The following is a 14,697-nucleotide window of genomic DNA, read 5'->3' as shown; positions in this document are numbered from 1 at the left end:
GGTTTTTTATGCCGCTGGCTGACGCTGCACAAAATCCTGAAGCTGCGGGTAGAACAACCTGAAGTCTTCGCTCAACGGCTCATACAAAACCCGCAACTCCTGCATCGCCGCGGCCAGTTCCTCGGGCCGGGTCAACCTGCGCGAAATCCCCCGCAGCACCTGCTCAAGCACATCGAACTCCTGGTAAGCCCCCAACCAGTCATTGGCCACCATGTGCGGCGCAATCTTCGCCAGGCGCTCCGGCAACTGTGGCTCGGCCAACAGCACTCGGTAAACGTCGGAGGTGAACTGCGCCAGCGGCTGTTCCGCGTAATGCGTCCAGTCCCGGGCCAGGCAATGGTCGAAAAACACATCGAGCACGATCCCCGCATAACGTCGGCGCGTCATGGAAAACCGTGACAACGAGACATCCACCAGCGGATGACGGTCGGTGAAGACATCGATGCTGCGGTGCAGCTGGATGGCCGCCTCGATCTCCGGATCGAACTGCCCTTGCAGCTGCCCTTTGACGAAATCGCCATACAGACTGCCGAGCATTTGACCGGGGCGCTGACCACCAAGGTGTAGATGTGCGAGATAGTTCATGGGCGCAGCTTAGCACTGCGCCATCCATATCGTTATAACTCGATATACCGATTTATGCAGTTATCAGATCAAAACCATATTGGTATATCGCGAAATACCGATTTAAAGTTCGCCCCATCGCGATATAGCGTTTTACTCATCACGAGCCCCAAATCATGAACCTCGACCTCGACGAAATAATAAAAGCCCTGGCACACCCGGTACGGCGAGAAATCCTGCACTGGCTCAAAGACCCGACCGTCGAATTCCCCGACCAGACCCATAGCAACGAGCACGGCGTCTGCGCCGGGCAAATCGATCAACGTTGCGGTTTGTCGCAGTCCACGGTGTCCGCACACCTGGCGACCCTGCAACGCGCCGGCCTGATCAGCAGCCGCAAAGTCGGCCAGTGGCATTTTTTCAAACGCAACGAGGAAACCATCCAGGAATTCCTCCGCACCTTCAGCAAAGAGCTCTGACCCTTTACGTCAGTACGCCGATAAGGAATCAACCATGCCTCTCTCGCTACTCATTCTGGCCTTGAGCGCCTTCGCCATCGGCACCACCGAGTTCGTCATCATGGGCTTGCTGCCCGATGTGGCGGCGGACCTCGGCGTATCGATTCCCGGCGCCGGCTGGCTGGTGACCGGTTACGCCCTGGGCGTGGCCATCGGCGCGCCGTTCATGGCACTGGCCACCGCCAGGCTGCCGCGCAAGGCCGCGCTGGTAGCGTTGATGGGGATTTTCATCATCGGCAATCTGCTCTGCGCCCTGGCCAGTGACTACAACGTCCTGATGTTTGCCCGTGTGGTCACCGCCTTGTGCCATGGCGCGTTCTTCGGCATCGGTTCGGTGGTGGCGGCAGGCCTGGTGCCGGCCAATAAACGCGCGTCGGCCGTGGCTCTGATGTTTACCGGCCTGACCCTGGCCAACGTCCTCGGCGTACCGCTGGGCACCGCGCTCGGCCAGGAAGCCGGTTGGCGCTCGACCTTCTGGGCGGTGACCGTGATCGGTGTGATTGCGTTGATCGGCCTGATCCGCTTCCTGCCGGCCAAGCGTGATGAAGAGAAACTCGACATGCGCGCCGAACTGCGCGCCCTCAAGGGGGCCGGCATCTGGTTGTCGCTGAGCATGACCGCCTTGTTCGCCGCGTCGGTCTTCACCTTATTCACCTATGTAGCCCCCCTGTTGGGCGAGGTCACCGGTGTCTCGCCACGCGGCGTGACCTGGACCCTGGTGCTCATCGGCCTGGGCCTGACGGTCGGCAACATCATCGGCGGCAAGCTGGCTGACAAAGGCATGGCGGCGACGCTGATCGGCGTGTTCATCACCATGGCGGTGGTCTCCACCGTGCTGACCTGGACCAGCGTGGCCCTGATCCCGACCGAAATCACCCTGTTCCTCTGGGCCACCGCGTGCTTTGCCGCCGTGCCGGCACTGCAAGTCAATGTGGTGACCTTCGGCAAGGCTGCACCGAACCTGGTGTCGACCCTGAACATCGGCGCCTTCAACGTCGGCAACGCACTCGGTGCCTGGGTCGGCGGCAGCGTCATCGCCCATGGCTTCGGCCTGACCCGCGTGCCACTGGCCGCCGCCGCACTGGCAGTGCTCGCCCTGCTGGTAACCCTGATTACTTTCCGTCAGAGCGGCGATGCCGAACTGGCCCCTGCTACTAACTGATCGCTAAAAGAGAGCTTTTTCATGACGACTATTTTCGATCCGATCAAACTGGGCGACCTCGAGTTGGCCAACCGCATCATCATGGCTCCGCTGACCCGCTGCCGCGCCGACGAAGGCCGTGTGCCGAACGCGCTGATGGCCGAGTACTACGTGCAGCGCGCCTCTGCCGGCCTGATCCTCAGCGAGGCCACGTCGGTCACGCCGATGGGCGTCGGTTACCCGGACACGCCCGGTATCTGGTCCAACGACCAGGTGCGCGGCTGGAGCAACGTGACCAAAGCGATCCACGGCGCGGGCGGCAAAATCTTCCTGCAACTGTGGCACGTGGGTCGGATTTCCCACCCTTCGTACCTGAACGGCGAAGCGCCGGTCGCACCGAGTGCCATCCAGCCTAAAGGCCATGTCAGCCTGGTTCGTCCATTGGCCGACTACCCAACCCCGCGCGCCCTGGAAACCGCTGAAATCGCCGACATCGTCGACGCTTACCGCGTGGGTGCCGAGAATGCCAAGGCCGCCGGTTTCGACGGTGTGGAAATCCACGGCGCCAACGGTTACCTGCTCGACCAGTTCCTGCAAAGCAGCACCAACCAGCGCACCGACAACTATGGCGGCTCCCTGGAAAACCGCGCGCGCCTGATGCTGGAAGTGACTGACGCCGTGATCGAAGTCTGGGGCGCTGGCCGCGTCGGCATGCACCTGGCACCGCGCGCCGATTCCCATGACATGGGCGACGACAACCTGTCCGAGACCTTCACCTACGTCGCTCGCGAACTGGGCAAACGCGGTATCGCGTTCATCTGCTCGCGCGAAAAAGAAGGCGCCGACAGCCTCGGCCCACAACTGAAAGAAGCCTTCGGCGGCCCATATATCGCCAACGAACGCTTCACCAAGGACAGCGCCAACGAGTGGCTGGCCAGCGGCAAGGCTGACGCGGTGGCGTTCGGCGTACCCTTTATCGCCAACCCCGATCTGCCGGCACGCTTGAAAGCCGATGCGCCGTTGAACGAGCCTCGTCCGGAACTGTTCTACGGCAAGGGCCCGGTTGGCTATATCGACTACCCGGCGCTATAAGCATCAGCCGTTGAAACGCAAAAGCCCCGACTCGAAAGAGCCGGGGCTTTTGCGTATGGAAGATCAAAGGCCACTGAGGTAAATGCGATGCCTTTGGTCGGCTACTCGGCGCCCTTGTAGCCGGGGCGTTCACACTCATTCACATACTCGACACAAAATCCCTACAAAATACGTAGCTCGCTACCTATCAACCTGGCGAACGTACGTATATAAAAGCACCCCAATGCAAAAAGGCGCGCGAAGCAGGGATATTCCCCGCGTCATGCCTTGACACAAACGGATCCAATTACGCATTTTGTTTCATTTGCGCAGGCTGGGACTCAAGCGCAGCATATCCAACCCTGCATCGACCCAACGCTCGGCGTCGGCGTGCAGTTGAAAACTCTCGGGCGCCAACAGCCACTGATACAGGATGCCATCGACATAGGCATGCAGGCTGATGGCCGCGCGGGCAGCGTCGAGGTTTTCCGGCAACTGCCCCCGATTCACTGCATTACTCAAGGCCAGCGCGATTCGCACATTGCAATCGAGATTGACCGTTCGGCGCTGCTGGCGCAGGTCGCACATTTCATCGGTGAATTCGCACTTATGAAACAGAATCTCGTTGATGCGTCGGGTTTTCGGGTCCATGGCAACTTGTTGAAACAAATGAATCAGCAGCTTGCGCATGCAGCCCAGCGGATCGAGTTCATCTTCGCTTTCACTGGCCTTGGCCATTTCATCCAGTGGTTCATGCAGGGTATCGAGCATCGCCTGCAGCAGATCTGCCTTGTTACTGAAATGCCAGTAGATAGCCCCACGAGTCACCCCGGCCAGAGTAGCGATATCCGCCAGCGTCGTGCGCGCCACACCCCGCTCGAAAAAGGCTTTCTCTGCCGCTTCGAGTATCTGGCTTCGGGTTTCTTGAGCTTCCTCTTTGGTACGACGAACCATGGCAGTACAACCTCAATCAGGGTGCCTCAGCGATGTCTGAATATCCGCTGAATAAAAGTGGGACGAGCGCTCTCGGGCTTCGTCTCAGGCCTACAATTCAAACCTTTGAACGGATTTTGTAACCGTGTGGATACGCCGCCAAGGCCTTTACAAACAACCATGAACGTAAGTATATTCCTTAGCAAGCTACTTATCCACCCGGTAAAATTTTTTAACCTTCCACCTTTCTTGTGCGCAACATGCGCGCCTGACCCGAGGATCTTCATGCAATTCAAGCCAGCTGTTACCGCTCTGGTTACTGCCCTCGCCCTGGCATCGCTGCTCAGCGGATGTAAAAAGGAAGAGGCGGCACCTGCCGCACCCACCCCTCAGGTCGGCGTCGTAACCCTGCAACCACAAGCCTTCACCCTGACGTCCGAACTTCCGGGGCGCACCAGTGCGTTCCGCATCGCCGAAGTTCGCCCACAGGTCAACGGCATCATTCTTAAACGACTGTTCAAGGAAGGCGGCGACGTCAAGGCCGGTCAGCAGCTGTATCAGATCGACCCGTCGGTCTATGACGCGACCCTGAAAAGCGCTGAAGCCAACCTGCGTTCGACCAAGTCGATCTCGGATCGCTACAAGCAACTGGTCGACGAGCAGGCCGTCAGCCGTCAGGAATACGACACGGCACTGGCCAACCGCCTGCAATCGGAAGCGTCTCTGCAGAGCGCCCAGATCAACGTGCGCTACACCAAGGTCTACGCACCGATCTCCGGTCGCATCGGCCGTTCGTCGGTGACGGAAGGCGCGCTGGTCAGCAGCGGCCAGAGCGACGCCATGGCGGTCATCCAGCAACTGGACCCGATCTACGTCGACGTGACCCAGTCCTCGGTGGAGCTGCTTGAGCTGCGCCGTGAACTGGAAAGCGGTCGTCTGCAAAAAGCGGGCGACAACGCCGCCGCGGTCAAGCTGACCCTAGAAGACGGCAGCCAGTACAAACTGGACGGCAAGCTCGAGTTCTCTGAAGTCTCGGTAGACCAGACCACCGGCTCCGTGACCCTGCGCGCCGTGTTCCCGAACCCTGATCACACCCTGCTACCGGGCATGTTCGTTCACGCGCAGTTGCAATCCGGCGTGAACAGCGCGGCGATTCTGGCTCCGCAACAAGGCGTGACCCGCGACCTCAAAGGCACCCCGACCGCACTGGTCGTGGGTCCGGACAACAAGGTCGAACTGCGTCAGCTCAAAGCCAGCCGTACTGTCGGCAACCAATGGTTGATTGAAGATGGCCTGAAGGCTGGCGATCGCCTGATCACCGAAGGGCTGCAATTCGTCAGACCTGGCGTTGAAGTCAAGGCCACTGAAGCCACCAACGTTGGCGCCAAGAGCCCGGCCCCCGCACAGACAGCCAAAATCGCTGTCGGCGGCAAAGGGGAGTAAACCATGTCGAAATTTTTTATCGACCGTCCGATTTTCGCCTGGGTAATTGCCCTGGTGATCATGCTGGTCGGGGCTTTATCGATTCTCAAGCTGCCGATCAACCAATACCCGAGCATTGCGCCTCCGGCCATTGCGATCTCCGTGACTTACCCTGGCGCGTCTGCACAAACCGTGCAGGACACCGTGGTGCAGGTGATCGAGCAACAGCTCAACGGTATCGACAACCTGCGTTATGTGTCGTCGGAAAGTAACTCCGACGGCAGCATGACCATTACCGCGACCTTCGAGCAGGGCACCAGCTCCGATACCGCGCAGGTTCAGGTCCAGAACAAACTGAACCTGGCCACCCCGCTGCTGCCGCAAGAAGTGCAGCAGCAGGGTATCCGCGTGACCAAGTCGGTGAAAAACTTCCTGATGGTCATCGGCGTGGTATCGCGCGACGGCAGCATGACCAAGGACGACCTGTCCAACTACATCGTGTCGAACATGCAGGACCCGATCTCGCGGACCGCCGGTGTCGGTGACTTCCAGGTCTTCGGTGCCCAGTACGCGATGCGAATCTGGCTCGACCCGGCCAAGTTGAACAACTTCAACCTGACCCCGGTGGACGTGAAAACCGCCATCGCGGCGCAGAACGTCCAGATCTCGTCCGGTCAACTCGGCGGCCTGCCTGCCCTGCCCGGCCAGCAACTGAACGCTACGATTATCGGCAAGACCCGTCTGCAGACCGCCGAGCAGTTCAAGGAAATCCTGCTCAAGGTCAACAAGGACGGCTCGCAGGTTCGTCTCAAAGACGTCGCCGAAGTCGGCCTGGGCGGCGAGAACTACAGCGTCAGCGCCCAGTTCAACGGCAGCCCGGCCTCCGGTCTGGCGGTGAAACTGGCCAACGGTGCCAACGCCCTCGATACCGCCAAGGCCCTGCGTAAAACCATCGATGACCTGAAGCCGTTCTTCCCGCAAGGGATGGAAGTGGTGTTCCCGTACGACACCACCCCGGTGGTGACCGAATCGATCAAGGGTGTGGTTGAAACCCTGGTCGAAGCGATCGTGCTGGTGTTCCTGGTGATGTTCCTGTTCCTGCAGAACTTCCGCGCCACCGTCATCACCACGATGACCGTGCCGGTGGTATTGCTGGGTACATTCGGGATCCTCGCGGCATTCGGCTTCAGCATCAACACCCTGACCATGTTCGGCATGGTGCTGGCCATCGGTTTGCTGGTGGACGATGCCATCGTCGTGGTGGAAAACGTCGAACGGGTCATGAGCGAAGAAGGCCTGTCACCCAAGGAGGCCACCAAGAAATCCATGGGGCAGATCCAGGGTGCCCTGGTCGGCATCGCCCTGGTGTTGTCGGCGGTACTGTTGCCGATGGCGTTCTTCAGTGGCTCCACCGGTGTGATCTACAAGCAGTTCTCGATCACCATCGTTTCGGCCATGGCCTTGTCGGTGATGGTTGCATTGATCTTCACCCCGGCGCTCTGCGCCACCATGCTCAAGGCGATTCCGAAAGGCGAGCACGGCACGCCGAAACGCGGCTTCTTCGGCTGGTTCAACCGCAACTTCGACCGTGGCGTCAAAAGCTACGAGCGTGGCGTGGGCAACATGCTCGCCCACAAGGCGCCGTACCTGCTGGCGTACCTGATCATCGTGGTCGGCATGATCTGGCTGTTCACCCGCATTCCAACGGCGTTCCTGCCCGAAGAAGACCAGGGCGTACTGTTCGCTCAGGTGCAAACCCCGGCCGGTTCCAGCTCCCAGCGCACACAAGTGGTCGTGGACGAGATGCGCGAGTTCCTGCTGCGTCCGAGCAAGGATGGCGGCGAAGGCGATGCGGTGGCCTCGGTGTTTACCGTGACCGGCTTCAACTTCGCCGGCCGTGGTCAGAGTTCGGGCATGGCGTTCATCATGCTCAAACCGTGGGATGAACGTAACGCCGACAACAGCGTGTTCAAACTGGCGGCCCGTGCCCAACAGCACTTCTTTACCTTCCGCGATGCCATGGTGTTTGCCTTCGCGCCACCGGCGGTACTGGAACTGGGTAACGCCACCGGTTTCGACGTGTTCCTTCAGGACCGCGCCGGGCTCGGTCACAACAAACTGATGGAAGCCCGTAACCAGTTCCTCGGCATGGCGGCGCAAAGCAAGGTCTTGTCGCAAGTCCGTCCGAACGGCCTGAATGACGAACCGCAGTACCAACTGGAAATCGATGATGAGAAGGCCAGCGCCCTGGGTGTGACCCTCACCGACATCAACAACACTCTGTCGATTGCCCTGGGCAGTAGCTATGTGAACGACTTCATCGACCGCGGTCGAGTGAAGAAGGTTTACGTGCAAGGCCTGCCCGGCGCTCGGATGAGCCCTGAAGACCTGAAGAAGTGGTACGTGCGCAACAGCGCCGGCACCATGGTTCCGTTCTCGGCGTTCGCCAGGGGTGAATGGATCTACGGTTCGCCGAAACTGGCCCGTTACAACGGCGTCGAAGCGATGGAAGTCCTCGGTGCCCCGGCGCCCGGCTATTCCACCGGTGAAGCCATGGCCGAAGTCGAAGCACTGGCCAAGAAACTGCCGGCCGGTGTCGGTATTTCCTGGACCGGTCTGTCGTATGAGGAGCGTCTGTCCGGCTCGCAAGCACCCGCGTTGTACGCCTTGTCACTGCTGATGGTGTTCCTGTGCCTGGCGGCGTTGTATGAAAGCTGGTCGATTCCGATCGCGGTCATGCTGGTCGTGCCGCTGGGGATTATCGGTGCGCTGATGGCGACCAGCCTGCGCGGCCTGTCCAACGACGTGTATTTCCAGGTGGGGCTGTTGACCACCATCGGTCTGGCGGCGAAAAACGCCATTCTGATCGTCGAGTTCGCCAAGGAACTGCATGAGCAAGGACGTAGCCTGCGCGATGCAGCGATCGAAGCCTGCCGGATGCGTCTGCGACCGATCATCATGACCTCGCTCGCGTTCGTGCTCGGCGTGGTACCGCTGGCCATTTCCACGGGTGCAGGTTCGGGTAGCCAACATGCGATCGGTACCGGGGTGATTGGCGGTATGCTCACGGCCACGATCCTGGCGATCTTCTGGGTCCCGTTGTTCTTCGTTACCGTGTCGTCCATGGGCCAGCGCAAAGTCGCCGACCAGGATGACGCCATTAAAACTCCTCAAGAGGCTGGCTAATGAGCAAGTCGCTACTCTCCCTGGCAGTCACCGCCTTCGTGCTAAGTGGCTGCTCGCTGATACCCGATTATCAGCGGCCTGAAGCACCGGTGGCGGGCCAATACCCGCAAGGCCCGGCGTACTCGTCGGCCCAGGCGCCCAACCAGGCCGCCGCCGAACAGGGCTGGAAGCAGTTTTTCCACGACCCGGCGCTGCAACAGGTGATTCAGACCGCGCTGGAAAACAACCGTGACCTGCGTGTCGCGGCGCTGAACATCGACGCTTATGCGGCTCAATACCGCATCCAGCGCGCTGATCTGTTCCCGGCGGTTTCGGCCACCGGCAGCGGCAGCCGTCAGCGGGTTCCGGCACGGGCCTCGCAAACCGGTGAAGCGGCCATCAGCAGCTCCTACTCGGCTACCGTCGGCATCAGCGCCTATGAACTCGACCTGTTCGGTCGGGTGCGCAGCCTGAGCGAAGAAGCCCTGCAGAAGTACTTCGCCACTGAAGAAGCACGGCGCAGCACGCAGATCAGTCTGGTGGCCAGCGTGGCCAATGCCTACCTGACCTGGCAGGCCGACAAGGAACTGCTGAAACTGACCCAGGAAACCCTCGGAGCCTACGAGGAGAGCTTCAAGCTCACCTCGCGCAGCAACGAAGTGGGTGTAGCCTCGGCGCTGGATCTGGCCCAGTCGCGTACCTCGGTGGAAAACGCCCGTGCGCAACAGGCCAAGTACACCCGTCAGGTCGCCCAGGATGAAAACAGTCTGGTGTTGCTGCTCGGCACCGGTATCCCGGCCAATCTGCAAGCGGCCAAGCCACTGTCGGATGACCTGCTGAGCGACGTGCCGGCAGGCCTGCCCTCGGACTTGCTGCAACGTCGCCCGGACATCCTCCAGGCCGAATACAACCTCAAGGCCGCCAACGCCAACATCGGCGCGGCGCGGGCTGCGTTCTTCCCGAGCATCAGCCTGACCGCCAATGCCGGTTCCCTGAGCCCGGACCTGTCCGGTCTGTTCAAGGGTGGTTCGGGCACCTGGTTGTTCCAGCCGCAAATCAACCTGCCGATCTTCAACGCCGGCAGCCTGCGCGCCAGCCTGGATTACTCCAAGATCCAGAAAGACATCAGCGTGGCGAACTACGAGAAGTCCATTCAAACGGCCTTCCAGGAAGTCGCCGATGGCCTGGCTGCCCGCCAGACCTACACCGAGCAGTTGCAGGCTCAGCGTGATTTCGTCAGCGCCAACCAGGACTACTACCGTCTGGCCGAGCGTCGTTATCGCATCGGGGTCGACAGCAACCTGACCTTCCTCGATGCCCAGCGCCAGCTGTTCAGTGCCCAACAGGCACTGATCACCGACCGTCTGGCGCAGCTGACCAGCGCGGTCAACCTGTACAAGGCGTTGGGCGGTGGCTGGAATGAACAGACGGCGAAGAACGAGCCGTTGAAAGAAGAAGCGCCGAAGATGAGGTTGTTCTGATAGCGCCGTAAACACGAAGCCCACCGTTTGGTGGGCTTTTTGTTGGCCGTGAATAAACCAGCCTGTTCACTTCACCCCCCGACTCCGTTGACCAGAAACACCGGCTCCTCCAGATAATCGAGCCCCAAGCGATTTTCGAACATCTCGTCGCGTAACGCCGCAGTGGTGAAGCTGCCCAGGCCCAGGGCGGTGGCCAGCAGTGAAAAGGTCTGACTCAGATGCCCCGCATCCATCAGCGCCACCCGCAGTGCGCGGCTGAACTCGTATTTCCAGGCCATTCGCTCGACCCGCGCCGTGGAAACGAACACCGCTGCCGCATCCTTGATCCACGCCTGTCCACCACAGGCCTCGCTGATCCAGGTTCGCGGATCTTCCAGGGAAATCAGCTCAAGCCCATGACGGCGTACTGAATAGTGGTAAAGCCCCCGCTCGAAACCCTGCACGTTCATCAGCACCGCATACACCTCGGTGCCCTGCAGCGATCCGCCGGCCGGCGAGGTCTTCTTCAGGAAGTAGTCGCCCATGCGGTTCTGCTCCATGACGGTCGCGCCCCAGGTGTAATAGAGCAACAAAGACAGTTGCGCCGAACTCAACGGCTGGTCGCTGAAGGTTCGTGACGTGCGGCGATTGCACAGCGAGTCCAGCAGCGTCGGCTGAGTGATCGCACAGGGCGTCAGCAGCGGATTTTCCAGGGCGATGAACGGATGGGACCAATAGTCCTTGAACGCCGAGGGCTGGCGTTGCGTCGAGGCCTTTTGCTCCAGCTCCGTATCCAGCTCGGCAACGCTGATGTAGGGCGTGTGCGAGCCGGTCCGGGTACTCAGGTAAAACTCCAGCGCGGCGTCCCAGCGGGTCCAAAGGTTGAGCGGATGCTTACCTTCGTTACAGGTGACCGAATCCGATTGATTCGCCACGGGCAGCAAAACACCCTGGCTGACCAGTGTCCTCAGAAACGCCAGGTTGTCGTCCTGTGCAGGACTTTGCAAAACACCCGGCAGCAACAAGGCACTTTCCAGCGTTTGCGGGCTCAGGAAATGGCGCAGTAACGGCAGCAACGTCGCGCCAAACTCCAGGCTCAGGTCTCGTTGCCGATCCCGAATAAAAAACGACTCCGTCCCGATGCTGAGCCAGGTGCTCTCCCTGAGTCGCAAAGGAGTCTGCGCATCCTCCGCCAGGGCCTCTTGCGCGCCCTGTTGATTACGGCCCCGCCAGAACAGGGCCTTGGGCTTCAAGGACTTGATGGCCTTGATCAACGTCAGCAGTTCCGCGTCATCGGTTCTGCGGGAAATATCCCACTCCAGGGTGATCGCTTTCACCGGGGATGAGGCGAACAGTTGGCGCAAGATCTCCCAATCCCGCTGCGGATGGCCGGTGTGAACCTCAATCAATCGGTCCAGCGGCAACGAACGCAAATAGTCGTTCAGGTCATACCCCTGGGTTCTGGCGGTCGCCATCGCGCTGTCCAGATCCAGGAGGAAACCCGCCCCGCTGCGCTCCACCACACTGGAGATGAATTCACCTTCGGGCAGTTCTTCTCCACCCGAGAATGAAAACAAGCGCGGCGCGTTTTCCAGCACCAGCAGTGTGGCCGTGAGCTCGCGCAATTCGATGGCATTGGCCACCACCGTGTCAGCCACCTCTTGGGCCAGGGTCGGCAAAATGAAATGCTGCGTGTCGCCACCGTGGAAACGCGACCAGGAAATATGCTCGGCCAGCCACGGCGAGCGGGTTTTGTCGCACAGTCGCCGCGTCATGTTCAGAAATTCGCGATCCATCGCGATCCCCACGCTGCCCAGGGACAAACTGGACGAATGCAGCAGGCTCGGTGTCTGCACGCCGACCTCGAGCAAGCGCGGCTCGAGGATGCAATGGGTCGGCTGAAATTCGACATAGTCAAAGTGCGGCAGGCCCTCGGCGAGAATCCGTTCGACGGTTGGATCAAGCCCTTCCTGCGAACTGTCATGCCGAGGACCGCGTCGCGGCAAGTGGTATTCCAGCCCTACCCCTGCCTCGGGAAATTGCGCAGCATCAAACATCGCCATGATCGCCTCCCGGGCTCAAGCGGTCGCACCCAGCGCACGCTCAGGCACTGTCGCCGGCGCCGTCTTGGCCATTAACCCGGCGTGCTTGCTCTCCAGTGCCCTGACTTCTTTGGCCAGGTTTTCCAGAAGCTGGCGTCCCTGGGGCGTGAAATCGCCACTGGCTTGCAGATCCGGCAAGGCCCGGATCAATCCTCGCATGATGAACGCCAGTCGGTTTTGCGCTCGCTGCAACTCATCGGACGAGCGCGAGCGGACCCGCTCCAGGTATTTGACCAATGCGATATACACGTAAAACGCATGAAAATAGCCGTACAAATCACGCTTCTGCCCTGACCACGGCAGGGTGAACGACGCCTCCCGCGAGGCGACTTCTTCGATCACCGGGCACATTTCGACAATGTAATAGAGCAGTTGATGAGTGGCCTCATGCACCAGTGACTCTTCCAGATCGAGTATCGAATTGTCCCGGCTCGACAACAGGATGACCCCGGTGTAACGGGACGCCGAACAACTTCGAAATGAGCCATCGGGCAAATAACAAATGGCCTTGACCAGCTTCTTGAACCGCTCATGGCAGGCGGGCCAGGTGTGCTCTATTCGCAACAAGGCAATACTCACGATATCGCTAAAGAAACGCACTGGGTGACCATCACGTTCCAATTGCTTGCGGGTCGCTTCATCTTCCGGAAACTTATAACTGGGTGGTGCCGCCATCGCGATGAGCGGATCGACATCGAATCGATACACCGGCGGGCAATCATGAATCAAACGGGATGTATCTTTTGCCTTTACCCGCGCCAGCATATCGGGAAATCCGATCAGCAGTTTTTCCAACTCGCCTGTCTCTTCAGATTTTTCGGTCAACACCAGATTGGTATGACGAAACGTCAGCCCCTGCCATATCTGAAATACCGGATCATTAATAATCGGATGCTGCTCCTGAGACTCAAGCAATATAAGATTCACCGCTTGTTCAAAAAAGACGGCCAAGCGTGGTGAATCGGGAAACAGTCTGAAAAGTTCGGCATACAGCACAGTAAAAGTCGTATAACGATTTCGGCTGACACGCTCCAGTAATACGTCAAATCGAGAGGACTCCGTATCAGGGAGAAATGTCGTGCCTTGAAATAAATCGTCGACGGATAACTCACGTTGTCCACTGTTCCCGATATCCATTTTTCAAACCTTCCCTTAGGCAGACGGCAACGGCTTCGCCATCGTCAGACTGGCGATGCCATAACCCAGTTGTTCATAAAGACCACGAGCCGCCTCGTTGCGGCCAAATACATGCAAGCGTATTTCCTCACACCCCGCCTGGCGCGCCCACGACTCGGCGGCCAACATTGATTGCCTGGCATAACCCCGACGGCGTTCGCCGGGCTCAATGTAGATATCCAGAATAAAAGCGCTCAGCCGGGTACCGGCATGTCGCAGGGCGATCCACAGTTCACCGATGCGCCGGTCTTCGTCCTTGATTACCCAGAGTTGATTGTTTTCAGTCAGTCGCCCTTGCGGCAACAATTGCTCGAAGACGTTCCTGGACTTTTGCGATGCCTCTTCCCGCCCCCACTCACCTGAGGCGACCATGCCCTGGCCATACTCGGCAACGGCTCTTTCGGCGAACGTCACGAAATCCGCGTTATCCATTGGAGCCAGGGTGACAGACATGGGGCATTCACTCCCTGTTCGACCACGTTGTTGTACTGGTATTGAATCGAGCCATTTGGCGTACCGCACAAATCGACCGGCTTTACGTGGCACGCCAAACGGCATCACCGATCGTTAATCCATTTGTGCCTGTACATTCTGTTGTTGGTCGAATATCGCGGCATTACCCAACTTGTCGCGAATACCCGCGCCGGCACTTCCCAGCTTTGCAGTATCAATGTTCTTTACGGCTGCGAGTTCAGTAGCAGTTAAGTGCACACCTATTCCTTTTACAGCGGCCTCGGTGTCTTTATGCAGTTGCTCAGCAAACTCCTTATCGAGAAGGGCGCGACCTAAAACCGTAGCAAGACGCTCCTGATTAACAGCTCTTGTGGGCATGGTGTTTCTCCTTGTTATTTCAGCCTGATAAAAAAGTACTCCTGACGAGGCATAAATTTCCTTTGCCTGCCCTGAGGATTTTGAATATAGCAAGACCTCCTTTGTTTTCCAGCAATGTCAGCAACTGTCTTTAAATCTTTTCACGATAACCGATAATGCCAATCCTTAAGTTTAACTGGCGATTACCCATATATCTTTAATTACAGAAATAACTGTAAGAAGCTTCTTACAACCAAAGCATTAAGCACTTCCATCTAACATAAAAAGCGCCATTCATAAAACACGCACCCGGATACCTGTTATCAACCCGAATA

Annotated in this window: 12 protein-coding genes; 6 read left to right on the top strand and 6 right to left on the bottom strand. The window is 59.0% G+C overall.

The window, feature by feature from the left end:
* Positions 1-6: 6 nt before the first annotated feature.
* Positions 7-585 carry an ACP phosphodiesterase gene (locus PSH64_RS06460; RefSeq protein WP_305480292.1) on the bottom strand — a complete coding sequence of 193 codons (579 nt, stop codon included), beginning with the start codon at positions 583-585 and terminating at the stop codon, positions 7-9.
* Between the two features lie 155 nt (positions 586-740).
* On the opposite strand from PSH64_RS06460, the gene PSH64_RS06455 reads away from it, so the two are divergent.
* Genes PSH64_RS06455 through PSH64_RS06445 form a run of 3 tightly spaced genes read left to right on the top strand, consistent with a single transcriptional unit; the run spans position 741 to position 3,315 of the window.
* Positions 741-1,043, top strand: a complete 303-nt coding sequence (locus PSH64_RS06455; protein ID WP_105348352.1) for a helix-turn-helix transcriptional regulator — start codon at positions 741-743, stop codon at positions 1,041-1,043.
* Positions 1,044-1,077: 34 nt separating this feature from the next.
* Positions 1,078-2,244, top strand: coding sequence for an MFS transporter (locus PSH64_RS06450; RefSeq protein WP_019580900.1), 1,167 nt, complete (start codon positions 1,078-1,080; stop codon positions 2,242-2,244).
* Positions 2,245-2,265: 21 nt separating this feature from the next.
* The gene (locus tag PSH64_RS06445) at positions 2,266-3,315 is read left to right on the top strand and encodes an alkene reductase (protein ID WP_105348354.1); all 1,050 of its coding nucleotides are present in this window, start codon (positions 2,266-2,268) and stop codon (positions 3,313-3,315) included.
* Between the two features lie 300 nt (positions 3,316-3,615).
* Here PSH64_RS06445 and emhR read toward each other — a convergent pair whose 3' ends face one another.
* Entirely contained in the window at positions 3,616-4,248 is a 633-nt protein-coding gene (gene emhR / locus PSH64_RS06440) for an efflux system transcriptional repressor EmhR (RefSeq protein WP_105348356.1), read from the bottom strand.
* Positions 4,249-4,512: 264 nt separating this feature from the next.
* On the opposite strand from emhR, the gene emhA reads away from it, so the two are divergent.
* From emhA to emhC, 3 genes are read left to right on the top strand one after another with little or no spacing between them, the layout of a single operon-like run.
* The gene (gene emhA, locus PSH64_RS06435; RefSeq protein ID WP_146114720.1) at positions 4,513-5,670 is read left to right on the top strand and encodes an efflux RND transporter periplasmic adaptor subunit EmhA; all 1,158 of its coding nucleotides are present in this window, start codon (positions 4,513-4,515) and stop codon (positions 5,668-5,670) included.
* Between the two features lie 3 nt (positions 5,671-5,673).
* Positions 5,674-8,835 (top strand): efflux RND transporter permease subunit EmhB, encoded by a 3,162-nt coding sequence (emhB, locus tag PSH64_RS06430; protein WP_105348360.1) that lies wholly within the window; start codon positions 5,674-5,676, stop codon positions 8,833-8,835.
* Positions 8,835-10,295 (top strand): efflux RND transporter outer membrane subunit EmhC, encoded by a 1,461-nt coding sequence (gene emhC / locus PSH64_RS06425; protein ID WP_105348362.1) that lies wholly within the window; start codon positions 8,835-8,837, stop codon positions 10,293-10,295. The genes emhB and emhC overlap by 1 nt, the downstream gene beginning before the upstream one ends.
* Before the next feature lie 71 nt (positions 10,296-10,366).
* On the opposite strand, the gene PSH64_RS06420 is transcribed toward emhC, so the two are convergent.
* The 4 genes from PSH64_RS06420 to PSH64_RS06405 form a co-directional block, all read right to left on the bottom strand.
* A complete protein-coding gene (locus PSH64_RS06420) occupies positions 10,367-12,337 on the bottom strand; it encodes a DUF692 family multinuclear iron-containing protein (protein ID WP_305480290.1) in 1,971 nt (656 codons plus the stop codon).
* A 15-nt stretch (positions 12,338-12,352) separates the two neighbouring features.
* Positions 12,353-13,513 carry an HEXXH motif-containing putative peptide modification protein gene (locus tag PSH64_RS06415; RefSeq protein ID WP_305480288.1) on the bottom strand — a complete coding sequence of 387 codons (1,161 nt, stop codon included), beginning with the start codon at positions 13,511-13,513 and terminating at the stop codon, positions 12,353-12,355.
* Positions 13,514-13,528: 15 nt separating this feature from the next.
* Positions 13,529-14,005: a GNAT family N-acetyltransferase gene (locus PSH64_RS06410; RefSeq protein WP_305480286.1), complete on the bottom strand. Its 477-nt coding sequence runs from the start codon at positions 14,003-14,005 to the stop codon at positions 13,529-13,531.
* 114 nt (positions 14,006-14,119) lie between these two features.
* Positions 14,120-14,383 (bottom strand): Os1348 family RiPP precursor, encoded by a 264-nt coding sequence (locus PSH64_RS06405; RefSeq protein ID WP_305480285.1) that lies wholly within the window; start codon positions 14,381-14,383, stop codon positions 14,120-14,122.
* Between the last annotated feature and the right edge of the window lie 314 nt (positions 14,384-14,697).

Origin of the sequence: Pseudomonas sp. FP1742 (assembly GCF_030687145.1) — a bacterium.
Lineage (GTDB): Bacteria > Pseudomonadota > Gammaproteobacteria > Pseudomonadales > Pseudomonadaceae > Aquipseudomonas > Aquipseudomonas frederiksbergensis_D.
Note: the sequence above shows the minus strand (reverse complement) of the source record. Positions and strands in the feature narration are given on the sequence as shown.